Below are 25,875 nucleotides of genomic sequence, written 5' to 3'. Positions count from 1 at the left end.
CCATTGGTTTGATAAATCCTACTTTATTCATACAAATTTCGATATTTTTCAACGGGACTTGCGCTATAAGGTATATAATGGAAGCGAAAGTGGAATGTGCTGATGCTATGCAAGATATATTTTCTTTAGAACTTCTTTCTTATAATAGTAGGGGATATATAGGAAAAAAGGGAATGGAGTTTGAGCAACTGTATTCGAAAAGTTGATAAAACCGTCAAGAGTGTGCTTGAAATTCGTTTCTTTATTTGGTAATATATATTAGGTCTGATATATGATCTTACTAATAAAAGATAGATTTGATTAGTTTGGAGGGATAACGATGCGCGTAAATATTACACTTGCTTGCACTGAAACTGGTGATCGTAACTATATTACTACTAAAAATAAACGGAAACACCCAGAACGTATCGAGCTTAAAAAATACAGCCCACGTCTAAAAAGACATACGTTACACCGTGAAACAAAATAAGGCTGCATAAGGAACTCTTACCTGTTGATGGTGAGAGTTCTTTTCGTTTTTGACTAGGAATTATAAAAGGGCTTGATGTGGATAGTAATAGCGATAGCCACGTTCAGCTCCAATCCGTACGTTGGTAAACGGATAATTGCGCTTTTGTTATTTGAAGGAGGATATACAGTGGATAAAAAGGCTTTGAGACAAGAAGCAAAAGATATACTAACCAACATGCCATCCTCAACTAGACAATACATACAAAATCAATTAGAGAACTTTTTGTACCAAACTAGACTGTGGAAACATGCTTCTACAATCGGAATTACAATGTCCTATGGCTTGGAGTGGGATACGAAACCTATCATTGAAAAAGCATGGAGTAGTCAAAAAAAGGTATGTATTCCTAAACCTAACCAAACAGATTCGTCGATGAAGTTTTATGCTATTCACTCTTTTCAAGATATGGAAGAAGGCTACAAAAGTATATGGGAACCAAACGTGCTGAAGTGTGAACCTATTTCAAAAGAAGAATTGAACCTCCTTATTGTTCCTGGATTGTTATTCGATACGAATCGGAATCGTTTAGGATATGGAGGGGGCTTTTACGATCGTTATTTACAAAACTTTCATGGGAAAACACTCGCTTTAGCGGCGAATGAGCAAGTCTATCCAATTGTATCAACAGATGAATACGATGTTCCCATTAATCACCTCATAACGGAAACGGGACTCCGCTTTTAAGTATAAATTGTAGGCTCAAGACAAAGAATACATGTATCCAGGAAGGAAAGGATGCATCATAATGAAATCAATCATATGGATTACTTCTGTATTGTTTGGTGCTACAGTAGTGTTTCAAAAAAGGTACAAAATTCTAAATGCAATTTTGGCAGTCAACCTACTACGTAGATTTTTTGTTCGACTGTCGATGAATGTACCTTCCCTACGTACGAAAATATTACCATCCCTTTTTGGACGTTCAGCTTCATAAGCTGAACGTTTTTATGTGGTTTAAGGTGATATATCAAAAACGTACATGGTATGATAAACGAAAGGAGGTAATCAATGTGTATATGAAAGGGAAATACCTCTTGTTTCGTTTCGCTTTTCAACTCATGCATGAAGAAGATTTTACCTTACTGTATTTAAATGATATCCGTTCAGAAGTATGGCTTGAAAAGAAATGGAAGCAAACCTCCACTGTCGTTCGTTTGTCCATGGACCAGTTTGATTGGAAAAACAGGTTAAAGGAAGATATGGGGAAGGTTTTACAGCGCCTTCACGGCCTGAAAAAACATTTGAAGGGGAGAAATATTGAAGTACATAATGTATATTTTGCCGAGTTTCCTCCTGTCGACAGTTGGGAACAATTAAAAAAACCTATTCATTGGAAAAAGGGTAAACCCGTTCTATTAAAAACGTATTATGTGACAGAAGACAACCAAGAGGATGAAGTATCACGGCTTGTTGGAGACTTATCCATAAACTCTAGACAACATGAAATGCCTCTGGATTTAGAAGAAGGAGCCCAGTACTACGAATCGAAAGTGAAAACCGAACATAGAAGAAGGCAAGAAGAGTTTCAGCAAATATTTAATCATCAAAAGCCATTTTTCACTTATGTTTTGTTAGTGTTAAATTTTCTCATGTTCGCTGTTCTGGAGTGGAACGGTGGAAGTACTTCCATTCAAACCTTAATCGAGTATGGTGCAAAATACAACCCAGGTATTCTAGAAGGGGAATGGTGGAGGATTGTCACCTCTATGTTTTTACACATAGGGATCTTTCATCTCATGATGAATATGCTAGCTCTGTACCATCTTGGTACTGCAGTAGAAAGAATGTTTGGCCGAACACGTTTCTTATTCATTTATTTTGCATCTGGTATTATAGGTGGATTGGCAAGCTTCGCTTGGAATGCTCAAGTAGCGGCAGGTGCCTCCGGTGCTATCTTTGGTTTATTTGGTGCTATGTTGTTTTTCGGTAGCCTCTATAAAAAAGTGTTCTTTCAAACGATTGGAAAAAATATTCTCTTTGTTATCGTGTTAAACATTGTGTTGGGTCTCTCAGTCCCCCAGATTGATAATGGTGCGCATTTAGGGGGATTGGTTGGCGGCTTTATTGCTTCTTGTGTAGTTTGGATGCCTAAAAAGAAAAATGGTTGGGCACAAACCATTGCTTTCATTGGTTTAATTGGAGCAGGTTTAGGCCTAGTGTTCTATGGGTTACAGTCCCCTGCACAAACAAGTGCCTCTATGATCCTACATCAAGCAGAGGAAGCTGTTCAAGAAGAAAATTATGAAGAAGTATTAACCTTAACGAGCAAGGGGCTTGAAGAACCGGAGTCACTTGAGGCAGAGCTTCTTTTTATACAATCCTATGCGTCGATAAAATTAGGCAAAATGGAGGAAGGCATAACCGATTTACAGAAAGTGATAGAGCTCCAACCAGATATGGCAGAAGCTCATTATAATCTGTCCTTGTTATATGCGGAAACGAACCAGAGGGAAAAGGCCATTGAACATGCAAAGGAAGCACATTCCTTAAAGCCAGATAATCCAGATTTTGAATCCTTCCTTCACCGTTTGGAGGAGGAAGGATAATATTGAAGTAACTGCTGCTTTTGTCCGTGTGCGTCTTGGAATAATACCATTAAGTGGGTTCCTTCTTTATCGAACAATACGAGCGGGACAAAGCTTTTAACGGGCTTATCTTCGGATAGTTGAGAAGTAATATCTAAAATATAATTCTTATAAAGTCCTTCCCAAAGTTGACCGATTACAACATCGGTCTCTCCCATTGTTAAAGAGGGGATTGGCTCATCCTGATACCGGTATAAATTTGTTAGAGGAACAAAATGATAGTTGGAAGCAGGAATTTGAAAGTGCTTCAAAAGCTGCTTCCAATGATAACTTAACTGCTGGGCTGTGGCATGGTTTAACGTTTTCATCCATTCTTGCTGATTTTGGTCCTCTGGCTTTTGAAAAGATTCTAAAGCCGAATGGGGGGAGTCAATCACATATAATTCTGATTTGGACATCCCATGAATACTTTTGATTTTGTCATCCGGATAATGTAGTTCACCATGGTGAAACGTAATCGCTTGAAAATGACTACTTCCTTCATCCGGTAATACCGTTTCTTGGCTGATGTTATCTATATTTTCTTTCCACTCACTTAACACACCTCTTAATCGTCCATCTACATAAAGGACAGAAACGTCTTGTCTTAAGTAGACTTTCTTCTCTATTTCAGACGTTTCCTTCCAAAGTACATTAAAGGCGTCATTACCAGTTTGGGATAAGAGTTTTAGATCAGTTTGTTGAAGTGTAAAGTCTAAACTCTTATCTATAGGAAAATGTTTAATGGCGGACGTGTCGTCACCTTGTCCATCCATTATTAACGTTGCAAGAAATAAAGTGAAAATGACGATAAGTCCAACAATTCCTCTGTTCATCCTACTACCCCTCTTTTTCGTTCATAATACGAAATGCACTACTAGTTATATATGATGAGAACCTTTAAGATATGAAGACTAGCTATCCAATGAAATGCATGTTTTCGTTGTTGTTGCACACACTAGTACCATCAATGATTTAGGGTGAGTACATGGAAACGAATGAGAAACAGCCAATTTTTAAGCAACATGAAAAAAATATACAATACTTAAAAGACCGGCTAGCGGTTGATAAAAGCTTTGATGTGATTCAATTAGACTTGGAATACGCCGGACGTAAGATGTCCATGTATATGATTGATGGCTTTGTGAAAGATGACATTCTTCATTTAATTATGAAGTTTCTCGCAAAATTAGAGGAAAAAGATCTTCAGCCTGATCCACTACAAAAATTGTTAAAGACGTACATCCCTTACGTTGAGCTAGATCAGGTGGATGATTTAAATCAAGCTGCTGATAGTGTATTAGCTGGGCCGACTGCGCTAGTTGTGGAAGGTCTGAACAAAGTCATTCTGATTGATGCCAGAACCTATCCTGTTCGTGGCCCACAGGAACCGGACCTAGAAAGAGTGGTAAGAGGTTCCCGAGACGGTTATGTGGAAACTATAGTTTTTAACACAGCTCTAACTAGAAGAAGAGTGAGAGACCGTTCCTTAAGAATGGAATATTCAAGTATCGGAAGAAGATCAAAAACAGATATCGTTTTATGTTATTTAGAAGATATTGCAGACCCAAAAAAAGTAGAGTTGCTAAAGAATCATCTTAAGAAGATTGATACAGATGGCTTACCAATGGCAGAAAAGACTGTAGAAGAGTACTTAGGTGGAAGGCACTGGAATCCTTACCCGACGATCCGATACACAGAAAGACCGGATACGGCTGCTGCTCATCTTTATGAAGGCCACGTTTTAATCATTATTGATGGTTCGCCTAGTGTTATGATCACTCCGGCGACTTTCTGGCATCATTTACAACATGCCGAAGAATATCGTCAAAAGCCGTTAGTGGGAGCTTATTTAAGGTTTGTGAGATACTTTGCAGTGTTAGCATCCATCTTCTTGCTCCCCTTATATTATTTATTTTCGGTGAACCCAGATTTACTTCCAAAAAGCTTAGAGTTTATCGGACCAAGCGAATTAGGGGCTATTCCGCTCTTGCTCCAATTCCTAATTGCGGAAATAGGAATAGACATGCTAAGGATGGCTGCCATTCATACACCAACGTCATTGGCAACAGCACTTGGTCTAGTGGCTGCCATTATGATGGGACAAGTAGCGGTTGAAGTGGGGATATTTTCTAATGAAGTTGTTTTATATCTCTCGCTGGCAGCGATAGGTACCTTTGCCACTCCAAGCTATGAGTTGAGTCTGGCAAATCGGCTTGTTCGAATAGTGCTATTAGTTTCAACTGCATCATTTGGTGTGAGCGGTTATGTGGTAGGAATTACTGCATGGATTCTTTACTTAATTCGTATGAATTCTTTCCAGACAGGTTACTTTTGGCCATTGTTACCGTTCGCTCCTACAGCGTTTAAGGATGTTCTTATTAGGACTCCTGTTCCATTGAAAACAAGAAGACCTGAATTTCTTAATCCACAAGATCCAGATCGTTAATTCGATTTGGATCTTTTCTTTTCATTGGATTTATTTCATTTTTACCACTATATTTTCAGATAGAGGATTGCTATAATTAGGTTTGGTGATAACAATGAAAACGATTTATGACGTGCAACAACTATTAAAAAAATACGGAACCATCATTTATATTGGGGACCGAATGGCAGACCTTCAAATGATGGAGGATGAAATAAAAGAACTGTATCAATCACAGTTAGTAGAAACAGAAGAGTTTCGGATGGCGATTTTATTAATACGTCATGAAATAGCTAAGTTACAGGATAAAGGGGAAGGTGTTTGAAATGAGTAAGAAGTTTTTAGTAGGAATAGATATTGGTGGTACTTCCATTAAGATGGCTGTTTTTGAAGACGACGGCACCATTATAGATAAATGGGAAATTCCTACAAATAAAGATAACCAGGGCGTCTCTATCCCAGGTGACATTTGGACATCCTTAGAAAACAAACTAAAGGAACATTCGATTGATCCGAAAGAGGTACAAGGTATGGGAGTTGGAGCTCCAGGTTTTATTGACAGTGACACAGGAAGTATCTATGAAGCAGTTAATATTGGTTGGAAAAAGAATTTTGACCTAGGGAAACAACTTCAAGCATTATCCGGTCTTCCAGTATTTGTTGATAATGATGCTAATCTTGCTGCTTTAGGAGAAAACTGGAAGGGCGCGGGGAATCTAGCGGAAAACCTAATTGCGATTACGATTGGCACTGGAGTAGGTGGTGGAATCATCACGAATGGTCAAGTCGTAAATGGATCAAATGGTACGGCAGGTGAAATTGGTCATATTATGGTGGAAGCCGATGGATATGCTTGTAACTGTGGGCGCAAGGGTTGCTTAGAAACTGTTACGTCGGCAACTGGTATGGTAAGACAAGCAAAGGAAAAGTTGAAAGATAATCCTAATTCTTTATTGAAGACTCCACTGGAGAAAAATGGTGACCTTACGACAAAGGACATCTTTGATGCTGCAAAGGAAGGGGACGCTTTCTCGATTTCCATTATCGAGCGAGTTGCGGATGTATTAGGCTTAGCAATTGCTAACGTAGCAACTATCGTGAATCCATCCAAAATTGTAATCGGCGGTGGAGTATCTAAGGCTGGTGACCAATTATTAATTCCACTACGAAAGGCCTTTGACTCCTTCTGTTTACCTAGAATAAGCGAAGCGTGCGAATTTAGAATTGCTCAGTTAGGTAATGACGCTGGAGTAGTAGGGGCAGCTTACTTGGTGAAGCAAAAACTATCCTAAAGAAATGAGAAAAATAGGCGTTACTTCAAAAAATAAACTTCATTCAGGGGTTTATTTTTTTTGTATTGTCTATTAAAATGTATGAAGTGTTAATCGTATGTAAAATTTTTATTAATTTAAATGAAACTTTTATTGGGTTACGTTCGTCTTAATAAATGTGTAGAAAAGAAAAGTTTCGGGAATAAACGTTAACGAGAAGAATAAGTAAGGAATAGTATTAAGTTATTATAAATTAAATGTGAAATCTTAAACTTTTGATACAGGTTGTTTTAAGTGTAAGGAGGTTATGTTACATGTTATCTAAACGATTTAATATTCCCCTATATATATTGGCAAGTATTTTATTTGGTGTAAAGACTTATATTTTATATCGTTTTGTTTTTAATATTTCATTAGACAATATGATGCAAGAGCTTATTTTATTTATCAATCCATTTGTGTCAGCGTTTCTTGTTTTTGCTATTTCAGTTTGGTTATCCCCGAAACGTCAAATGACCTTTATTCGATATACGAGTTTAATAGGTACATTAGTCTTGTATTTTAATCTAGTTTTTTACCGCAATTTTGCCGATTTCATTACAATTCCTGTCTTGTTCCAAGGAAGTAATGCAGCGGATTTAGGCTCCAGTGTGTTAAGTTTAATTCATGTGCCAGATCTTCTTTTCTTTTTAGATGTTGTGATTATTTGGTATCTAAGTAAGAGACAAGCACCAGCTATGTCTGTTGCCTATAAAAAACGTAATAGAGTTATGGCTTTGACCGTTTCTTTGTTGCTTTTGGCTGGTAACTTTATTCTTGCGGAAATTGAACGTCCACAGTTGTTTCAACGTACGTTTGACCGTGAATATTTAGTGAAAAATATCGGGGTATTCAACTATCATATCTACGATATCGCCTTGCATTCCAAAACGAAGGCACAACGAGTATTTGCGGATGGAAATGAAATGCCTGAAATTGAATCCTATGTCGAAGAAAATGTAAAAAGTGATGATAAATCTGATTTGTTTGGGATAGCGGAAGGGAAAAACCTAATCTTTGTTTCCATGGAATCTCTACAGTCCTTCGTCATCAATAATACGCTTCATGGGGAAGAGATTACGCCTTTCTTAAATGACTTAATTGGTGAGAGTTTCTATTTCGAAAACTTCTATCATCAAACAGCACAAGGAAAGACGTCCGATTCAGAATTTTTAGTAGAGAATTCACTCTACCCATTACCACGAGGTGCTGTATTCTTTACGCATGGTCAAAATGAATATAACGCGATGCCTGAATTATTAGGTGAGGCTGGTTACTATACGTCGGTGTTTCACGCAAACAACAAAAGTTTCTGGAACCGTGATGTGATGTACGATAACATCGGTTATGACGAGTTTTATGATGTAGATTCTTATCAAGTAACGGAAGAGAATTCCATTGGCTGGGGATTAAAAGATAAGCCATTTTTTGAACAGTCCTTGAAATATTTACAATCGATTCCACAACCGTTCTACTCGAAGTTCATTACGTTGACGAACCACTATCCGTTTGACTTGAGTGAAGAAGATGCAACGCTTGATAAATATGATTCTAATTCCAAAACATTGAATCAATATTTCCAAACCGTTCGCTATATGGACGAATCTTTAAAAGATTTCTTTGATCAATTGAAAACATCCGGTCTTTATGAAGATTCCATTATTGTGTTAATGGGAGATCACTATGGAATAAGCGATTTTCATAATAAAGCGATGGGAATGTATTTAGATAAAGAAATCACACCGTATGACGAAGTACAATTACAACGAGTTCCATTCTTTATTCATATTCCAGGTGAAGAAGGAAAAGTTATTTCCAAAGTTTCCGGTCAAATAGATGTAAAACCAACTTTGTTACATCTATTAGGCATAGAAAATAGTAACGATATAACGTTTGGTACAGATTTATTCACAGAGGATCGTAAAGATTTCATTGCTTTAAGAGATGGTTCCTTTATTAGTGAAGAATATATTTATACTGAAGAAAAATGCTATGACCGTCAGTCTGGTGAGGTATTGTATCCGTTAGAAGAAGAGGCAGACTCGACTGCGAGTGAGGAATCCTCTAACAACGAGGAAGCTAATATGTGTACACCAATCAAAGACAAAGTAGAGAAAGAATTAAATTATTCCGATCAGATTATTTATGGTGATTTGTTCCGATTCTATAATTTTGATAAAAAGTAGAAGAGGCTGGTACAATCGTGTTTTAATCAAAAAATCCGAACTATGGTTCGTAATTCTTTAAGTAGAATTCGAATCAGTTCGGATTTTTCTTTTAGGTTGGTTTATATATATATTGTTGCAAATAATATATAAAATGCGACGTAACAAAATGGTAAAAGTTACTAAAAAGCATCGATTTAGTGACTGCTCGGTTGTGTGTACGATGCTGATTTCCGTTGCGGGTAATCGCTTTCCGCGGGCACGGCCTCAGCCTCCTCGAAAAGCAAAGTTCGCTTTTCTGCGGGGTCTTCAACTCGTGCTGTTCCCGCAGGAGTCGATTACCCTCCACTCCAATCAACATACTATATGTGTAGACCATAATAAAAAGCCCTCATTTATGAGGACTTTTTCATATTAATGATTTGTGAATAACTCAGCATAAATTGTCATAACGGAGAACCAACCGAATGCCAACGTAGATGCACCAGCGAATGCAACCGCGAATAAGTTTTTAGATTTAAGTTCTCGGAAAACTGCAATAGCACATAAGATTGTTACAACTAACAACATAACTGCTAATACCATTTAATTACCTCCTTCACTGTATCCAGGCGACTTGTACCATTTCTTGATATTATATAATATGTAATGTATCATTTCTCCTCATACATTCTAAAACAAATTTGTTGGTTTGTCGAGGAAAACTGGAGATTTTTATTTGATCTATTTAGCAGCGAAATGAAAGAACAGGGAGGAATTGGAATGGAGATTAAAACGCTACCACTAGGACCTTTAGGAACAAACTGTTATGTTGCCATAAAGGAAGGGAAGGCCTTGATATTGGATCCAGGAGGAGATGCCCCTCAGCTTCTTAACTTTTTAAATAATCATCAGCTTAAGCCAGTAGCTGTGTTGTTAACACACGCCCATTTTGATCATATTGGAGCGGTAGATGAAGTCTGTAGTACTTTTCAAATTGATGTTCATCTCCACACGCTGGAATGGGATTGGTTAGTAGATGCGAATAAAAATGGTTCTGGACGATTTATAGGAAATGAAATTATTGTAAAATCGAAACCAATTGAACTTACGGACGATCATTATTCTTTAGATGGATTTGATTTCCGAATCACCTCAACCCCAGGCCATTCCCCAGGTAGTGTATCGGTCATTTTTGAAGATGAACAGATTGTGTTTTCGGGGGATGCTTTATTTCAGCAAGGAATAGGAAGAACGGACTTACTGCAAGGCGACATGGAACAATTACTTGCTAGTATTCGAACGCAACTTTTTGTACTAGATGATGCCTATACTGTCTATCCTGGGCATGGTCCATCAACTTCCATAGGATTTGAAAAAAAACACAATCCATTTTTAAACGACTAGTATAAGAAAAAGACTCTTATTAGGATAAGAGTCTTTTCTTTTAATGTCCGAAACCGGGTACAAGTATGAAATTTGAATAGTACGTAAATCCGACAAAGAATATGGTACAATAAGCACCAAATAAGTACATGTACATACGTTCAGAAAGCTTTAAGTAACTAACTGCTAAAAAGAAAACAGTTTGAACGAGAAATAAGTACGCCATACTATACATATCCCCGATAAAGAACATTACAGTAAAAATACCTGTCCAAAAGGCAAGTACACGAAACATTCTGTCCATACTTCCCCCTCCTTTTCAATAGGTATCCATCATCGTAATTATATACGAGTCTCTCTGGATTGTAAATTGTTCTCATAAAAACCAATAAAATTTCTAAAAAAAGCTCATGCAGTTCCTAGTTCCTACATGAGATCTAATAACTGGGCTAGCTGGATTCGAACCAGCGACTGACGGAATCAAAATCCGCTGCCTTACCGCTTGGCTATAGCCCAATGCCTTATATAGCATGAACAATTTCGATCAAATTATACATTTATTTGGATGGGAAGTTTAGACGTTGTTTGGAGTAGTAATTAGCCTCTTGATCTGTTTCAACCTGGAATATTACTTGAATTTCTCCAGTTGGTAAAGTGCTGTATTGAATGTCCACGGTTCCATCTGGAAAGGAGTAGTGAAGGGTGCCGTTTTCCATTCCTATTTTCTTTTTGACATACTCGGTGCGAAAGGTCTTTTTAGATAATTGAAGGAGGGATTCAATCCGAAGGTGTTCTTCCAAAAATGCAGTGGACTGGAGGTGATTTTGATAAACCGTTAAGCTAGATAACAGCGCTAGTAACGTTATAGCTGTAATACCGATCATATACGGAAAGAGAAACCCTTCTTCCTTTTTAAGAAGTGGAAATAATCTTTTCATAACTCTTTCCTTCCATTGCACGAATTTGGATTTTGAGACCACCAGGAACCTTAGTGGCAACAAATGTTTGGATTTGGCGAACCAATATTTCATGTCCTTGACCCGACACCTGTCTTCGAATGACTTTATCATATAAAGATAGCTCCACGTTTTTTCCGTTATCCTGAGTTAACGTAATACGGTTTTCATCAATAACGATAGAATTTGCTTGATGACATTCGTCTGCAAGAAACAGAAAAAACTGCTGAATGGATAGCTCGTTATAATAAGTATTGTAAGACAATGATTTAAACATAAAAGGTAGGAAGGGTAGAGTAGTTAAGAGGATGGTTAAGGAAAGAAGACATGAAATTAAGGTGAATCCTTTCTGACCATGTTCACTTCCCATACAGGCAAAAATTCTCGGTTTGTTCATTCGCATTTTGCCATTGCACACATCCTTTTATATTCTTTTTTTCTATTGAAAAAGTAAAGGTAACGGTTCGATCTTGAATGGTTCTTTCGTATTCTGTCGGGATTGTAGAATTTGAGAGGTGAAGCATGGATATAAGTTCATCGTGTAGACTGGACTGGATGTGTCTTCTATCACTTAAGACAACTTCTTGTTGCTTTACATGAATAAGTAATGGAAGGGAGGTAGTAATCAATAATAGAAGTAAACTAAGGGAAGCAAAGGTTTCTACTAAGGAAAAGCCTTTATGATTGTGAAACAACATAACTCCTCCCTTTACCGAAGGGAAAGATCACTTTGTAAGATTCATCTCCTGTCAAAATAGTAAAACTTCCTGGTTGACGAACCTGTCCTTTAATCGTAAAAGACAAGGGCATAGATAAGGTTTGGAGACGAACTTCCCAGTTTTCCGGTATGCTTCTTATTCTCACTAAAGCCCCGTATCCCCCTTTTCTTATTTCGTAAATATGTTCATCAGGTTTTATTAACATGTAATAATAATCACCACTAACCATCGTTCTTTGTTGAAGGTAAAGAATGTCACTTTTGAAAACATCGAAAAATGCATCCGTTTCGTAAGATTCTTTCCACTGTATTATCGAAGCATGACCAATGACCATTAGACTGATGGATATACTGAGAACGACTATCGTTTCTATAAGTGTAAATCCACGACTGTTCCTATTCAGTTGATACAAGGGTGACCTCTCCATCAGTCAAGATTTTTAGTTTTTTTGTACCATTTGAACAGGTAGCATTCTCCTGAATATATTCTTCTTCCTCCAAGCTACTAAGATCACTAGGTAATGCACCATGATCGATTTGATATGCTTGGACCTGATTAATAGCCATTTGTTCTAACGCCACACATCCTTTATCTTGGACTTCTCCATTTTTGGTTGCAAGGTTGGGAATAAGAAGTAAAAGAAGGACCGAAATAACCGCCAGAACGATAAGCATTTCGATTAATGTGAAACCAGACTCTTTTTTCATTTTATTAGATCACTCTTTTCATATAGTTTTCATCAATTGAAACATCGGTAGCATGAAGGATAGGTACACGAGCACTATGAAGATAGCAAGGATAGAAAAAAAGATGGGCTGAACGAGCTTAAGTAGGGTAGTTACGAAGGTTTGTAATCTACTATTGACTAATTCGGCATAAACAAATAAATCCTTTTCTACTTTCTTCGTATTGGCATCCAACTGAAATATGGTTAAGCATTCTCTTTCCAATACTAATTCATCAGATAGGTTTTCGGGTAATTGATGTCCACTTCTAAAGGCTAGTAGCATGCGCTCCGCATGGTACGATAAAATGGGCATGTCGGTTTGGTTTGACAAGATGGTCAGTGCTTGTTGGATGGAAGTACCAGACTTTAGAAGAGAGCTTAGTAATAGGGAGAAAAAGAAAGAATGTCTCATCCTTAAGAAATGACGGAAAATGGGAATGTAAGAGTATATCTGAAGCAACGAACGAGCTGTAAACGTTTGGGCTACCCAGCGCCATAAAGGCAAGAAGAGAAAGAAGGCAAAGAGAATAAAAAGGGAGACTTGGAATGCCCCATCCATTATGGTTATGGACAATGGTAAAAGGGCGGAGGTGTTGTTTGCGGAAGCAAATAACTGTTGAAAGGATGGATATATAGACGTGCGAACAAAATATAACACAACTAAGAAAAGGAAGATTAAAAACAAAGGATATCTTAATTGTGACTTAAAGGTTTGGGTGTGCTCCATTTCATTTTGTAACATCGATTGGCACTGAGATAAAGAGCCTTGAAGGTCTCCATTTTGTCTCGTTACAGCCATAAATGAATAGAGTCGGCGTCGAAAACCGAGTTCTTGCAGGACATAATCAAAAGATTGCCCCTTTTGTAGCAAGTGTTTAGACTGGCTAGCTAACGCTTGTAAACGTTTATCCCATCTCATTCTGTCTAATGCTTGGAGAAGCGGGTATCCGTTTTGGAGAAAGTAAAGAAGACGATCCATGTAGAGTAGTTGTTTTTTAGGGTCTAATTCTGTTTGTCTCTTACGGTATAAGTTCTTGATCGATATATCCACACGCATAAGCCTTCCTCCTTAATTCTGGGAATCCGGTCAACTGAAACGGTTGGCGATTAATGGCATTTGTCAAAGCATCTCCAGTAAGAATTTCTAAAATAGCCGCGCGATTCGCATGATGAAGTAATGGAAGTAGTTCGATGGAAGCTACACTAATTAAGACCTGATGAAGGTCCACAGGTTTTAAGCCAAATTCCAGTAAGCGATGAATGGTACCGACTGTATTTTTTGCATGGAGTGTGCTTAATACGAGATGACCGGTGTAAGCGGCATGAAAAGCTAATCGGGCCGTTTGTTGGTCTCTTATTTCACCTATCATTAGCACATCTGGATCATGTCTTAAGGCAGCCTTTAGACCTGCTTGATAGCTCAAGTCTGCTTTTTCATTAATTTGAATCTGAGTTACGTGCTCTAGTTCTTGTTCAATTGGGTCTTCTAAACTAATAACTTGGGAGGCATGATGCATTAGAAGGGTTTGCAGCAATCCATATAAAGTTGTCGTTTTTCCACTACCAGTTGGACCAGTTAAGAGAAATATTCCAGATTTATGTTTAAGAAATTGGATCAATTGACTGGCTTGATTAGGGAAAAGAAAAAGTTGTTCAAAGGGAATTTTTTTGGATTGAGGTAGGATTCGAATGGCTAAACTTTCTGCAGGGTCAGACGGAAGCGTCGATAATCGTAAGGAATAGGAGTATTTACGATCTTGTATCTCCATACGCCCATCCTGTGGTCTTCTAATTTCCCCGATATCCATACCAGAAGAAAACTTCAGAAACGTTAAAAGCGGTTGATATTGAGAAAGTGATATCGTTTGAATCCGTACTCGTTTTCCATGAATTCGAAAATATACCCCTATACATGTAAGTTCGGGACAGAAGTGAACATCTGTTGCTTCTTGTTCGAAGGCAGATTGTAAGATTGATTTGCTGAAACGACCTCCATTCACTTATCGGACACCTCCTTTTCTTTCTATAGTGTACAAAGGATACAAAAGACAAGCAATGCAGCAAATATTCCATATGGTGTGTCTGAATCGGTAAGAATTTCTTGGATGAGGAACAAATAAAACTATTTTACAACCATGATAGATTTAAATAATGAAATTTCTAAGTTATTGCCGAGGAAATCGCAAGAAATGACAAGGTTTGCGATACTTACATATTAAACCCTTTTTTACAGAAGTTTCATTGACATATATTTCTTACTGTATTAATATTAATAGTACAGTTAGTACGGTGAGGCGAGAAGGGAGGAAGTCATTTGTTTGAGCTAGATGTACGAAGTCGAAAGCCAATTTATGAGCAACTAATTGATAAGTTAAAGGAGCTCATTATTAATGAAGTATTTAAAGCGGATGAAAAATTACCCTCGGTACGAACATTAGCCCAGGAGCTAACGATAAATCCGAATACGATTCAAAAGGCGTACCGGGAACTAGAGAGACAGGAATTTATATACTCAATACCTGGTAAAGGGAGCTTTGTAACACCTCAAAAAAATATTAAACAAGGGGAAAAGGTAAAGAAAATGAAACAAGATATGATTAGCTTGTTCACAGAAGCCATCTTCTTAGGAATGAAACGGGAAGAGATTGAGGAACTCTTAAATGAAGCGGAAAGCCGAGTGAAGGGAGATAAACCAAATGATTAAAGTCGAAAAAATCGAAAAACACTTTGAAGATCATCATGCCCTTCGACAAGTTAGTTTGTCTATCCAAAAAGGCTCTATTTATGGATTGCTCGGGTCTAACGGTGCAGGGAAAACTACCTTGTTAAAAATAATGATGGGTATTTACAAGCAAGAGCATGGGAAAATCCTGGTCGATGAAGAGGAACCATTTGAAAATGTCAAACTGAAACAAAAGATGATTTTTATTCCGGATCAGCCTCATTTCTTTTCCCACTACACGGTTAACCAGATGGCTGGTTACTATAAAAACTTATACCCAAACTGGAGCAATGAGCGTTTTCAGAAGCTTGAAAAAGTGTTTAACATTAGCCCAAATAAAAAGGTTCAAAAGCTCTCTAAAGGGATGCAGCGACAAGTTGCTTTCTGGTTATCCTTATCGGCAAGGCCAGAGGTTTTACTTCTGGATGAACCAATTGATGGCTTAGATGCAGTAATGCGTCAAAAAGTGAAGAATTTATTGATTCAAGATGTTGCGGATCGAGAAATGACCGTAGTGATTTCGTCTCACAACCTACGTGAAATCGAAGACATTTGTGACCATGTGGGGATTATTCATCAAGGCGCTTTGATGCTTGAAAAGGATCTCGATGATTTAAAATCGGACATTCATAAAATCCAAATCGCGTTCAAGCAAGATACACCTCCTGAATTCTTGTCAGGTCTAGAATCGTTATATGTAGAAGAGAGAGGTAGCGTCCTGCTTTGTATTGTAAGAGGAAAAGAAGAGGAAGTTACGGCGTATGCCAAAGAATTTCAGCCTATTATTTTTGACTTGCTACCACTTACATTAGAAGAAATTTTCATTTACGAAATGGGGGGTACAGGATATGTCGTCGAATCCATCATGGATAAATAAAGGAATAATGGCTCACAATTTTCGAACAGCGGGCTGGATTGGGTTCCTTTATTTGCTGAGCCTAGTATTTGTCATTCCATTACAATTAATGATGCAATATGGAAATGATGATGTCTATACCTATCCAACTTTTGAAAGCTTCTTTCAATTAACAGGAGAAATACAAGTTTTCATTATGTTCATCATTCCAATCCTTACATCTGTGGTTCTTTTTCGTTACCTGCAAGTAAAGGCCTCTGCAGATTACATGCACAGTCTTCCGATTAGTCGGACGAAGCTGTTTCATCAACAGTTTGTATTCGGGATGTTACTGTTGATTATTCCGGTCGTACTTACGGGAATAATAACGGAACTTCTTTATACTGTTTTACCTCTAGAGGAATATATAAAAGGATCTATATTTACATGGATGGCTATTACCATCATTGTTAATTTATTTGTCTTTGCATCTTGTACATTAGTTGGGATTTTTACCGGAATAACAGCCCTACAAATGGTTCTCACTTGTATCTTATTTTTCTTTCCAGCAGGGATTGTTATGCTATGGATGTACAATATGGAGTTCTTTTTATTCGGATATGCAGGTTCGTATTTCCTTGGAACCAATGTACAGAAACTCTCTCCATTCATACGATTGATGGAAATTAGTTACACAGCGATTTCTTGGTGGGAGTTTGCCATCTATGGGATCATTGCTGTTTTGTTTTATATCCTTACCGTGTTCTTATATCAAAAAAGAAAGGTGGAAGCAGCAAATCAAGCCATTGCCTTTGCTTATCTTCGTCCAATCTTTAAATATGGTGTAACAATCTGTTTTATGTTACTTGGCGGTATTTATTTCGGAGAAACACAGAATGGTATAGGATGGGCAATATTTGGGTATTTCGCAGGTTCTATTTTTGGATATCTGATAGCCGAGATGGTCCTGCTGAAAACATGGCGAGTCTTTCATCGATTATTTGGTTCTATTCCGTTTATAATTGTGATGGGGGTCATCGGTTTTCTCATTCATTTGGACGTATTTGGATATGAATCTAAGCTACCAGAACAAAAGGATATTCGTGCGGTTTACTTTGCGGATAACTTACATGAATACCAAGAGAGCCAAAGGGATTATTACGAAGATCAATACGCTAATACGATAAGGGATCCTGAGTATTTTGAGATTCCAGGGAAGCCAAATATGTTTGAAGAAGAAAAAAATATCGAGAGTATTCTCCGTTTTCATGAAGCAATATTAGAGGATAGACCAGATCCTGTAGACACCATGTATGGAGAGGGATATCAGAATGTTGCGTTTGTTTATGAACTAACGAACGGTGAAAAAATCATCCGAGATTATCAAGTACCATTAGATACGTATGAACAGTACTATAAACCTATCTATGGATCTACGGAGTATAAAAGATCCCATTTCGGTGTACTGCATGTCGATCCATCCGAAATTCGTCGAGTTAATATTTCTTCTTATCAAGCCGACAAACAAGTCATGATTCAAGATCCGAAAAAAGTGGAGGAGTTAGTGGCTTTGATTCAAGAGGAAGTAAAAGCACAGCCGTTTAATGAAGCGTTCTCTCCGATCGAGCCGTGGGGGTCCATGGAAATAACGTTAGAGGACAACAGAATTATACAGGTGGAATGGCGTAAATCCTATGAAAAAATAGAAGAATGGCTGCAACAGGAGGAACTATTAGACAAGGCTAGATTACGTGCAGAGGACATTGAAAAAGCTGTCGTGGCTCCTTTTGAACAAGTAGCAGATAACAACGAAGATATATATGGAGATAAGGTATTTAATATGACGCTAGATGTATGGGAGTCTTTGCCAAGTGCTTATGTTATGGATGATCCTAATCAAATAGAGACTGCTTTAAAAACATACTCTGTGTGGAATCAGGGTGAATATGCTGTTGCATTTTTCCTTAAGGATCAGAGTACAATTATTGGTACATTTGACGATAAAAACACACCAGATTTTATTAAGGAACATTATTAATATAAAAAAGTGAGGACCGTTTGGTTCTCACTTTTTTCGTTTAGCTCATATAAAGTGCAATAATCGAGATGAGTGGGATACTTCCAGTTAGAGTAAGTCCGATCATGGTTAGAGTTTGAATCACTGATGTTGAGGATTTATTTTCTTGAAGCTGAATCGTTTCCTGCTTTAGCACCATGATTTGAATAAGGGCAGATACATAAAAAGCGCCTATTAAAATAGCAGGGACAAGAGGATTGGATTCAACTGGTGTGTTCATAAATCCAAGGACAAGTAAAATAATCGGAATAGCTTCCACCATAGCAACTTTTATAAAGAATGAAGATTGTAAATTTCTAATATTGTCTGTACTCAATTCCTCTCCCTTCTCGATAAGCTTATGTACCTCTCGTATGAAACCCCGAAAAGAAAATAATATGCCGTACACGGCAATGGCTGAGGCGAGTACGAAAAACCAACTAGCATCCATAAATAGTGCTCCTTTCTCCTATTTTCCTCTTAAGTGTACCATAAAAAAAGATTGACTTATCGTAATTACTGTACTAATATTATTAATACAGTTAGAACAGATTAAAAACTTGGAGGAACGAAGATGATAGAAGTTAATAACCTTAGTCATCAATTTTCACTTGGTAAAAAAGGTGAAAACAGCTTAACGATACTTGAAAACATTTCTTTTCAAGTAAATCAAGGTGAAATAGTTGCGGTCATTGGACGGAGTGGATCGGGAAAGTCTACCTTATTAAATCTAGTCAGTGGATTTATTCGCCCAACGAGCGGGGAGATCAAAATTAGCGGAGAACAAGTTTCCGATTACAACGAAACGCAATTTGCAAATTTTCGTTTAGATAATCTCGGATTTATCTTTCAAAACTTTCAGCTTATTCCTAGTTTGACGGCCTACCAAAATGTCGAGTTACCGTTAATTTTTAAAGGCGAATCAGAGGCAAGCAGGGAAAAGAGAACGATGGAGACGTTGCAAAAAGTAGGATTAGAAGGATATAAGGATCATTATCCAAGTGAACTATCAGGGGGACAGCAGCAAAGAGTTAGTATCGCAAGAGCACTGGTGAGTAATCCACCTCTCATTTTAGCGGACGAACCAACGGGTAGTCTGGATAGTGAGACAGAAGCGGAAATTTTACAGTTTATAAAAATGCTGAATCAAGAATACGGCATCACGTTTTTAATCATCACCCATGATGATGAAGTTGCAAAAATTGCTCATCGATCGATTGAGATTAGTGATGGAAAGCTTGTGAAAAGGGGGCAAACGGTATGAGGTGGAAAGATCGATTCCGGTTTGTAAGGCAAAACATGAAAAAAAATAAAGTGCGTGTTTTTATGACTGTTCTTGCTACAGCAATCGGGTGTGCGTTCCTCATCGTATTGGCTTCTGTTGGGTTTGGACTCCATCAATCGATCGTAAAAGATACGATGGAACAAAATATTGTGACAAAAATAGATGTATATGGCAAAGAAACAGAAGACGGGAATTATCAATCGATTACGGATTCCGATATTAAGGAAATGGAAAAGGTTGATGGAGTGCAAGCTGTGACAAGAAGAAAGATGTTGATCCAACATCCTACCTTCACTTTAGAAAATTATCAAATAAATACGAGAACAGTTGTTGCTAATTTTCCGTCGGAAACTAAAGCTGGATTTGAGTTAAGTAAAGGCTCTTTGCCTAAGGCCGAGAATGAGATAGTGATTGGGTACAACGTTGTAGACCAGCTTGTTCCAACTAATGTCGAGAAAGAAGATATCTATAATGAACAAGGGTTAGTAAAGGATGAGTATCGATATGATGGAGATTTAATTGGCCGAACGATTCAAATGGAGGTTGTTCATTCTGAGGATTCCGAAAAGACGAAGACATTTTCTTTGAAAATTGTAGGTATTGGGGAAAAACCGACAAGAGAATGGGCACAAGATCAAGATATTTTTATATCCGATGCAGTCCTATCACAAATTGAAGCATTTACAGGAACACCAAAGGGAGTCTCCGTTACGGAAGGAGAGGACCTTGCATCCATGGATGTTAGCTCTGAATCTTACGATGAAGTGGCTGTTTATGCAGAAACCTTAGCCCAAGTACAAGCTATTACGGACACATTGAGTGATAAAAATTATGCCACCTATTCGGTTGTAGATGAATTAAAACAAGTAAACATGATGTTCACGATTGCAAAAGCAGGACTCATTTTAATCGGAACAATAGCACTATTAATCGCTTCTATTGGAATTTATAATACGATGACAATGGCGGTGACGGAACGGGCTCCTGATATTGGGATTATGAAGGCTATCGGAGCAAACCCGAAAGTGATCAAACAAATATTCTTGTTAGAGAGCAGTTATATCGGTTTAATTGGTGCTATTATTGGGACTATAGCTGCTTATATTGTCAGCTTTGCAGTCAATTTAGGGCTACCTTGGATTATTGAATTAGCTTTTGATGAAGAGCTACCGGAAACGTTACAATTCTCCGCAATCCCTTGGACTCTTGTTGTGATATCGGTTGTCATTTGTTTATTGGTTACGATTCTGTCTGGGTTGCGACCAGCGAAACGAGCTACGAAAATTGATGTATTACAGGCAATGCGAAGAGAAGTTTAATAGTTAGGTCTTGTAGAGAATCTCTACAAGGCCTTTTCATATGGTAAAATAAGTAACATAAGCAACAAAAATTGGAGGACCAAGATGAAATCAATTTATTTAATTGGATTTATGGGGAGCGGAAAATCAAGCGTTTCTTCTTGTTTAGCAGAACACCTAAAATGGGACGCTAAAGATACCGATAGAGAACTGGAGCAGTATTATAATGAAACCATCCCGGATATTTTTGCAAAAAAAGGAGAAGAGACCTTTCGTCAATATGAAAGTCACATTCTTCAACAAATGCCAGAAACGGAAAGCGTAATTGCAACAGGGGGAGGCATTATAGGTAAACAAGAAAATAGGGAATGGATGAAATCAAATGGAATTGTGGTCTTTTTACAAACGAGTTGGGATACCATAAAAGACCGACTTTCGGAAGATACCGCCAGACCTCTATGGAAGGATCCAGATTCCACCTACCTGCTCTATGAACATAGATTGCCACTTTATGAGGAAACAGCTCATTTAAATATTCGAACAGATCAGAAATCACCAGATGAAATAGCGGAAGACATAATTTCTCTTATAAATCCATCAAGAAATGGGTAAACTTGTAATAACCCAAATCGAGGTGATGACATGTCTGGAAACGACTATGTAAAATTTATGACACAAGAAATTGTGAAGTACATGGATACCCCTTCGGAAGAACGGAAGGAGCGCAAAAAGCAAAGGCGCTCTAAAGAAGAAGGGATTTCTAATCACTGGTTTGGTATGCTACCATTAGCATTTAAACTATTGTTCCAAAGGAAAAAATAAGCAGGGTCCTTAGCAAAAGGATCCTGCTTATTTTTGTAAAAACTGATTGGATGTTGTTTGACTTAAATAAAATAATCCGCCGTTGACAACTTCTAAACGAATCGTCGGTTGATATCTATTTTCTATATCTTTTCGCTCTTGTTCCATGAGTTGTTCATATTCTGCCTCTTCCTCAGAGTCTTGTTGATCTCCTTCTGTATAAAAGTGATCCAAGAGCTGAAGCTCCTCTTGCAAATGCTTCAAGGATTCTGCTGCCCAATCATGATCTTCTTGTTGAAGAGATTTCTCGATATATTGGATAATTCGTTGATATCCACTTTTGATTCGAATAATCGGTGTCATGGTGTAACTGAAGTCCGAAATATTGGAGTGAAAGGAGAGATCTTCAATAGCTTCCATCATCCCTTTAAGCATAGCTCCGTTTATTAAGTTTAATCCGAAAGATACGACTTCATCTTTTTTTTGCTTTCCTTCATAGCTAATCTTCATATTAATGACAAGCCATGGTGTCAAAGGAGTTCGTTGCCCCGCTTGGATCTGTTCATATAATTTGGTCATTCTACCTTGCGTTTTTAATGTCCGAAATATTTGATGAACGCGCGGACTTCCAAAGTGAATCCATTCTCCTTCTTCCTCTCTTCGTTCTGGGTTAGTGATGAAGCTTACTTCCATGGGCTGTCCTGGATATCCGAGCTTCTTTACATATTGCCAATAGAAAGGACGGTTCATTAGTAATTCATCCATGACGTCGGTCAACTGAATTTTTAATTTTCCGTTGTTGTTTTCTACAATGCTACAATCATTTGCTTTAAAATAGTTTTCCATAAAATCATGAAGATTCTCGATTGCCATTCCAATCCTCCTCTGAGACCTGTTCTTGTGCATGAGAAATAACGGAAGACAGGTTTTCTAATTTGATTCTTGCTTCTCCATCAGACGACGATTCGGAAAAGATGGAGTGGATTTCCTTCTCCACATCCTTAATGTTTAAATCTGCTAAAATGGCATCGATACTTCCTACCACCCGCTCGAACAACTGGATCTTTTCGTACAATAAGTTTAAAACATGGTCTTCAATGGTGTTTCGGATGGCGAAATTATAAATATGAACATCCTTTTCTTGTCCAAAGCGATGAATACGACCAATTCTTTGCTCTAATCGCATCGGATTCCAGGGGAGATCATAGTTGATCATATTGTTACAAAATTGTAGGTTAATCCCTTCCCCACCAGCTTCGGTTGCGATTAGGACCTGTGCATGGTTTTGGAATAATTGACGCATCCAATCCTTTTTCCCTCTTTTGAAGCCCCCGCGGAATGGAACAGAGGAGATGCCATGTTGCTGCAAGTACCATTGTAAATATAGTTGACTTGCTCGGTATTCGGTGAAAACAATGAACTTTTCATCATCTTCTTTTTGTTGGATGAGTTCAACCACTTTTTTCGCTTTTGAATGATGTGGAAGCTGACCAATCTCATTCATCATTTCCACATACTGTTCTTGATTAGGAACCTCTTTATCAGGCTGTTGAAGCAATTTTTGAATCGATAAGTAACAAGCTTCACGAGAGGAGCATAATTCTCTCGATAATGTAATCGAAGAGAAGCTTGCCGCATAGGACTCTCGTAACAGATTTCTAAGTTTGTCATAAGCCTGTTGCTCTTCTTCTGTGAAATCTATCCAAACCGTTTCTACTTTTCGTTTCGTCCAATCAATTCCTGTATCTTCCCGGCGATTTCGCACCATTACTTTTTGAATCAGTTGTTTTAAATGGGCATCGTTATATAGGTTTTTTCGATCGCGACCGAACCGATTGGTAAAGTCTTCGTAGTTACCTAAATATCCAGGCTTAAGAATAGATACTAGATTAAAAATGTCGCTTAATTTATTTTGAACAGGTGTTGCAGTTAATAGAAGACAATACTTCTTTTTTATTTTTCGAACGAATTCATAGTTTTTTGTTTTGTGATTTTTTAGTTTATGAGCCTCATCGATTAACACGAAATCATAATCTTGCTCTAATATTTTTTCGCGATGTGGAGCGCGTTTTGCGGTGTCAATCGATGTAATCACGATATTTTCTTGATCCCAAACTGGTCGTTTTCGTTGCGACAAAGCAGGAATATAAAACTTTTGATTGAGTTCATTTGCCCATTGATTGACTAGGGATGCAGGCACTAATATGAGTCCTTTTTTCACTTGCCCGCGAATCATATATTCTTTCAGGATTAAACCAGCTTCTATTGTTTTGCCAAGCCCTACTTCATCTGCAAGAATTCCACGCCCATTCATGTCCTCTACGACTTGCTGTGCACATTCAAGCTGATGATCCAAAAAGGTCACATGAGGTAGGTGCTTTGGCGCGGTTAATCCTTTGAATTCGGGAGTAATCGTTGTTTTCGTAGAATCATAGTTCATTTTGAATAACTCCCATGAACTGAAAGAACGATCGTTTTCTAAATTCTCATCTAATTCATCGATAAAGTCTATATCTCGTTGTAGCTGTATATTCAAGACTTGTCCCTTCCTCTCTTAGAGATTCTTGTCTTAAAGGAATTTCTTTCCCACAACCCGAAAAGGCTATGGTATAATAACCATGATTTACATAGAAATAACAATCTAAGTGACTAATAGTATGCCCAACTAATTAAAATTTAAAAATCGCGGATGAATACAAAAGGAGAGACTACGATCACGTAGCGCCGACGGAGCAAGCTGCATAAGCGAATCTCTCAGGCAAAAAGACTTTTGTGTGACGCAACTCTGGAGAGTGTTTATGAATTTCGTTTCGTAAACCACCAAAGATGCAAGCCCGATTCATTGGGCGAAACTTTCTGGTGCAAGGACAGAGACTTTACTGATTTTTTCGGTGGAGTCTCTGTTTTTTTATACCTTTGTGAAGTATAGGGAATGTTCGACTATCGCCATTTACAGAGATAGTCGTGTTTTCTAATATCTATCCATTGTCAATTAACAAGAAAAAGGGGAGTGGAACATGGCGGAATTAAAGCGAACACCGGTCTATCCAAGCTATGAAAAATACGGGGCTAAAACAATTGATTTTGGTGGTTGGGATTTACCTGTCCAATTTTCGGGCATCAAAAAAGAACATGAAGCAACTCGGACTGCAGCAGGATTATTTGATGTCTCCCATATGGGAGAAATAGTAGTCGAAGGACCTGCGAGTGAGCGTTATTTGCAAAAAATGTTAACAAATGACGTATCTAAGCTTGCACCAAAAAAGGCTCAATATTCGGTGATGTGTTACGAGAATGGTGGAACCGTAGATGATCTTATCGTGTATATGCTAGCGGAATCGAAGTACTTGTTGGTAGTTAATGCGGCCAATACGGAAAAGGATTTTGATTGGCTTATCAAGCATCAAGAAGAAGGTGTTGAAATTACGAACCTTTCTTCTGAGTATGTTCAACTTGCTCTTCAAGGACCTAAAGCTGAAAAAATCCTACAAACCCTAACAGAGATGGATCTTTCTTCCATTGGATTCTTTAAATTCGATTCACCCGTGTATTTTACTGGCATCTCTCAACCAGCAATTGTTTCTCGCACAGGGTACACAGGTGAAGATGGGTTTGAAATTTATATAGATACTGCTGCGGGGACTAAGCTGTGGGATCTAATATTACGAGCAGGTCAAGAAGATGGTGTAGAACCAATTGGGTTAGGAGCAAGAGATACGCTTCGGTTTGAGGCAAACCTCGCTTTATATGGCCAGGAATTAAGTAAGGATATAACTCCGATTGAAGCGGGAATTGGGTTTGCTGTAAAAACAGATAAAGAATCGGATTTTATCGGAAAAGCGATCTTAAAGGAACAAAAAGAACATGGAACAAAACGAAAGTTAGTCGGTATTGAGATGATCGATAAAGGGATACCAAGACATGGGTACAAAGTGTTTGTAGAGGATCAAGAAATTGGTTTTGTTACAACCGGAACACAGTCTCCTACCTTAAAGAAAAATGTCGGGCTGGCACTTCTTTCAATAGATCACACGAAGTTAGGAACGGAGGTTCTAGTAGAAGTAAGGAATAAACGATTGAAAGCAGAAGTAGTTTCAACACCATTTTATAAAAGAAGTAAGTAAGTAATTTGG

Annotated in this window: 30 protein-coding genes, 1 tRNA gene and 1 riboswitch; of the genes, 17 read left to right on the top strand and 14 right to left on the bottom strand. The window is 37.9% G+C overall.

The genetic code is table 11. The features are described 5' to 3' along the window. The first annotated feature begins 319 nt into the window (after positions 1 to 319). The 4 genes from rpmG to KO561_RS11155 all read left to right on the top strand — a co-directional run bounded on the left by rpmG (position 320) and on the right by KO561_RS11155 (position 3,057). Positions 320 to 469 (top strand): 50S ribosomal protein L33, encoded by a 150-nt coding sequence (gene rpmG, locus KO561_RS11170; protein ID WP_143894352.1) that lies wholly within the window; start codon positions 320 to 322, stop codon positions 467 to 469. Positions 470 to 637: 168 nt separating this feature from the next. Continuing rightward, positions 638 to 1,195 carry a 5-formyltetrahydrofolate cyclo-ligase gene (locus KO561_RS11165; protein ID WP_231093343.1) on the top strand — a complete coding sequence of 186 codons (558 nt, stop codon included), beginning with the start codon at positions 638 to 640 and terminating at the stop codon, positions 1,193 to 1,195. A gap of 61 nt (positions 1,196 to 1,256) precedes the next feature. Next, positions 1,257 to 1,445, top strand: coding sequence for a hypothetical protein (locus KO561_RS11160; RefSeq protein ID WP_231093342.1), 189 nt, complete (start codon positions 1,257 to 1,259; stop codon positions 1,443 to 1,445). Positions 1,446 to 1,527: 82 nt separating this feature from the next. Beyond that, on the top strand, positions 1,528 to 3,057 hold the full coding sequence (locus KO561_RS11155) for a rhomboid family intramembrane serine protease (protein WP_231097100.1): 1,530 nt from the start codon (positions 1,528 to 1,530) through the stop codon (positions 3,055 to 3,057). Here KO561_RS11155 and KO561_RS11150 read toward each other — a convergent pair. Beyond that, a complete protein-coding gene (locus tag KO561_RS11150) occupies positions 3,033 to 3,911 on the bottom strand; it encodes a hypothetical protein (RefSeq protein ID WP_231093341.1) in 879 nt (292 codons plus the stop codon). The two genes, KO561_RS11155 and KO561_RS11150, sit on opposite strands and share 25 nt — an antisense overlap. Positions 3,912 to 4,063: 152 nt before the next feature. On the opposite strand from KO561_RS11150, the gene KO561_RS11145 reads away from it, so the two are divergent. The 4 genes from KO561_RS11145 (at position 4,064) to KO561_RS11130 (ending at position 8,999) form a co-directional block, all read left to right on the top strand. Next, positions 4,064 to 5,524 (top strand): spore germination protein, encoded by a 1,461-nt coding sequence (locus KO561_RS11145; RefSeq protein ID WP_231093340.1) that lies wholly within the window; start codon positions 4,064 to 4,066, stop codon positions 5,522 to 5,524. Between the two features lie 94 nt (positions 5,525 to 5,618). After that, on the top strand, positions 5,619 to 5,828 hold the full coding sequence (locus tag KO561_RS11140; protein ID WP_231093339.1) for a YqgQ family protein: 210 nt from the start codon (positions 5,619 to 5,621) through the stop codon (positions 5,826 to 5,828). A 1-nt stretch (position 5,829) separates the two neighbouring features. Further along, entirely contained in the window at positions 5,830 to 6,795 is a 966-nt protein-coding gene (locus tag KO561_RS11135; RefSeq protein WP_231093338.1) for an ROK family glucokinase, read from the top strand. Between the two features lie 293 nt (positions 6,796 to 7,088). Next, positions 7,089 to 8,999: an LTA synthase family protein gene (locus KO561_RS11130; RefSeq protein WP_231093337.1), complete on the top strand. Its 1,911-nt coding sequence runs from the start codon at positions 7,089 to 7,091 to the stop codon at positions 8,997 to 8,999. A gap of 393 nt (positions 9,000 to 9,392) precedes the next feature. Here KO561_RS11130 and KO561_RS11125 read toward each other — a convergent pair whose 3' ends face one another. Further along, the gene (locus KO561_RS11125) at positions 9,393 to 9,563 is read right to left on the bottom strand and encodes a DUF2759 domain-containing protein (RefSeq protein ID WP_231093336.1); all 171 of its coding nucleotides are present in this window, start codon (positions 9,561 to 9,563) and stop codon (positions 9,393 to 9,395) included. A 177-nt stretch (positions 9,564 to 9,740) separates the two neighbouring features. Here KO561_RS11125 and KO561_RS11120 point away from each other — a divergent pair, with 177 nt between their 5' ends. Next, entirely contained in the window at positions 9,741 to 10,364 is a 624-nt protein-coding gene (locus KO561_RS11120) for an MBL fold metallo-hydrolase (RefSeq protein WP_231093335.1), read from the top strand. A 40-nt stretch (positions 10,365 to 10,404) separates the two neighbouring features. Here the strand turns inward: KO561_RS11120 and KO561_RS11115 are convergent, their stop codons facing one another. The 9 genes from KO561_RS11115 to comGA form a co-directional block, all read right to left on the bottom strand. Then, complete coding sequence (locus KO561_RS11115; protein WP_231093334.1) at positions 10,405 to 10,647, bottom strand: DUF2626 domain-containing protein; 243 nt, start codon at positions 10,645 to 10,647, stop codon at positions 10,405 to 10,407. Positions 10,648 to 10,787: 140 nt separating this feature from the next. Beyond that, a tRNA-Gln gene (locus KO561_RS11110) sits at positions 10,788 to 10,859 on the bottom strand. Between the two features lie 41 nt (positions 10,860 to 10,900). After that, on the bottom strand, positions 10,901 to 11,281 hold the full coding sequence (locus KO561_RS11105) for a hypothetical protein (protein ID WP_231093333.1): 381 nt from the start codon (positions 11,279 to 11,281) through the stop codon (positions 10,901 to 10,903). After that, entirely contained in the window at positions 11,256 to 11,702 is a 447-nt protein-coding gene (gene comGF, locus KO561_RS11100; protein WP_231093332.1) for a competence type IV pilus minor pilin ComGF, read from the bottom strand. Before comGF ends, KO561_RS11105 begins: the two co-directional genes overlap by 26 nt. Further along, positions 11,659 to 11,994 carry a hypothetical protein gene (locus KO561_RS11095; protein WP_231093331.1) on the bottom strand — a complete coding sequence of 112 codons (336 nt, stop codon included), beginning with the start codon at positions 11,992 to 11,994 and terminating at the stop codon, positions 11,659 to 11,661. The genes comGF and KO561_RS11095 overlap by 44 nt, the downstream gene beginning before the upstream one ends. Beyond that, positions 11,978 to 12,430 carry a competence type IV pilus minor pilin ComGD gene (gene comGD / locus KO561_RS11090; RefSeq protein ID WP_231093330.1) on the bottom strand — a complete coding sequence of 151 codons (453 nt, stop codon included), beginning with the start codon at positions 12,428 to 12,430 and terminating at the stop codon, positions 11,978 to 11,980. The genes KO561_RS11095 and comGD overlap by 17 nt, the downstream gene beginning before the upstream one ends. Next, positions 12,414 to 12,725: a competence type IV pilus major pilin ComGC gene (gene comGC, locus KO561_RS11085; protein ID WP_231093329.1), complete on the bottom strand. Its 312-nt coding sequence runs from the start codon at positions 12,723 to 12,725 to the stop codon at positions 12,414 to 12,416. Before comGC ends, comGD begins: the two co-directional genes overlap by 17 nt. An 18-nt stretch (positions 12,726 to 12,743) precedes the next feature. Further along, positions 12,744 to 13,802, bottom strand: coding sequence for a type II secretion system F family protein (locus KO561_RS11080; RefSeq protein WP_231093328.1), 1,059 nt, complete (start codon positions 13,800 to 13,802; stop codon positions 12,744 to 12,746). Next, positions 13,765 to 14,745 carry a competence type IV pilus ATPase ComGA gene (gene comGA / locus KO561_RS11075; protein WP_231093327.1) on the bottom strand — a complete coding sequence of 327 codons (981 nt, stop codon included), beginning with the start codon at positions 14,743 to 14,745 and terminating at the stop codon, positions 13,765 to 13,767. Before comGA ends, KO561_RS11080 begins: the two co-directional genes overlap by 38 nt. A 314-nt stretch (positions 14,746 to 15,059) precedes the next feature. On the opposite strand from comGA, the gene KO561_RS11070 reads away from it, so the two are divergent. The 3 genes from KO561_RS11070 to KO561_RS11060 are packed head-to-tail and all read left to right on the top strand — an operon-like array spanning position 15,060 to position 18,340. Next, a complete protein-coding gene (locus KO561_RS11070) occupies positions 15,060 to 15,449 on the top strand; it encodes a GntR family transcriptional regulator (RefSeq protein WP_231093326.1) in 390 nt (129 codons plus the stop codon). After that, positions 15,442 to 16,344, top strand: a complete 903-nt coding sequence (locus tag KO561_RS11065; protein ID WP_231093325.1) for an ABC transporter ATP-binding protein — start codon at positions 15,442 to 15,444, stop codon at positions 16,342 to 16,344. The genes KO561_RS11070 and KO561_RS11065 overlap by 8 nt, the downstream gene beginning before the upstream one ends. After that, positions 16,316 to 18,340 carry a DUF6449 domain-containing protein gene (locus KO561_RS11060; RefSeq protein WP_231093324.1) on the top strand — a complete coding sequence of 675 codons (2,025 nt, stop codon included), beginning with the start codon at positions 16,316 to 16,318 and terminating at the stop codon, positions 18,338 to 18,340. Before KO561_RS11065 ends, KO561_RS11060 begins: the two co-directional genes overlap by 29 nt. A gap of 40 nt (positions 18,341 to 18,380) precedes the next feature. Here the strand turns inward: KO561_RS11060 and KO561_RS11055 are convergent, their stop codons facing one another. Then, complete coding sequence (locus KO561_RS11055) at positions 18,381 to 18,809, bottom strand: hypothetical protein (protein ID WP_231093323.1); 429 nt, start codon at positions 18,807 to 18,809, stop codon at positions 18,381 to 18,383. A 123-nt stretch (positions 18,810 to 18,932) separates the two neighbouring features. Here KO561_RS11055 and KO561_RS11050 point away from each other — a divergent pair, with 123 nt between their 5' ends. The 4 genes from KO561_RS11050 (at position 18,933) to KO561_RS11035 (ending at position 21,763) form a co-directional block, all read left to right on the top strand. Then, positions 18,933 to 19,622 (top strand): ABC transporter ATP-binding protein, encoded by a 690-nt coding sequence (locus KO561_RS11050; RefSeq protein ID WP_231093322.1) that lies wholly within the window; start codon positions 18,933 to 18,935, stop codon positions 19,620 to 19,622. Then, the gene (locus tag KO561_RS11045; RefSeq protein WP_231093321.1) at positions 19,619 to 20,962 is read left to right on the top strand and encodes an ABC transporter permease; all 1,344 of its coding nucleotides are present in this window, start codon (positions 19,619 to 19,621) and stop codon (positions 20,960 to 20,962) included. Before KO561_RS11050 ends, KO561_RS11045 begins: the two co-directional genes overlap by 4 nt. Before the next feature lie 84 nt (positions 20,963 to 21,046). Then, positions 21,047 to 21,553: a shikimate kinase gene (locus KO561_RS11040; protein WP_231093320.1), complete on the top strand. Its 507-nt coding sequence runs from the start codon at positions 21,047 to 21,049 to the stop codon at positions 21,551 to 21,553. Positions 21,554 to 21,583: 30 nt separating this feature from the next. Further along, positions 21,584 to 21,763: a YqzE family protein gene (locus KO561_RS11035; RefSeq protein WP_231093319.1), complete on the top strand. Its 180-nt coding sequence runs from the start codon at positions 21,584 to 21,586 to the stop codon at positions 21,761 to 21,763. Positions 21,764 to 21,790: 27 nt separating this feature from the next. On the opposite strand, the gene KO561_RS11030 is transcribed toward KO561_RS11035, so the two are convergent. After that, positions 21,791 to 22,615 carry a YqhG family protein gene (locus KO561_RS11030; protein ID WP_231093318.1) on the bottom strand — a complete coding sequence of 275 codons (825 nt, stop codon included), beginning with the start codon at positions 22,613 to 22,615 and terminating at the stop codon, positions 21,791 to 21,793. Next, positions 22,593 to 24,278, bottom strand: coding sequence for a DEAD/DEAH box helicase (locus KO561_RS11025; RefSeq protein WP_231093317.1), 1,686 nt, complete (start codon positions 24,276 to 24,278; stop codon positions 22,593 to 22,595). The genes KO561_RS11030 and KO561_RS11025 overlap by 23 nt, the downstream gene beginning before the upstream one ends. Positions 24,279 to 24,431: 153 nt before the next feature. Further along, positions 24,432 to 24,522: riboswitch (glycine riboswitch) on the top strand. Positions 24,523 to 24,759: 237 nt separating this feature from the next. On the opposite strand from KO561_RS11025, the gene gcvT reads away from it, so the two are divergent. Beyond that, positions 24,760 to 25,866 (top strand): glycine cleavage system aminomethyltransferase GcvT, encoded by a 1,107-nt coding sequence (gene gcvT / locus KO561_RS11020; protein WP_231093316.1) that lies wholly within the window; start codon positions 24,760 to 24,762, stop codon positions 25,864 to 25,866. The last annotated feature ends 9 nt before the right edge of the window (positions 25,867 to 25,875 follow it).

This window comes from Radiobacillus kanasensis, assembly GCF_021049245.1.
GTDB classification, from domain to species: domain Bacteria; phylum Bacillota; class Bacilli; order Bacillales; family Amphibacillaceae; genus Radiobacillus; species Radiobacillus kanasensis.
Note: the sequence above shows the minus strand (reverse complement) of the source record. Positions and strands in the feature narration are given on the sequence as shown.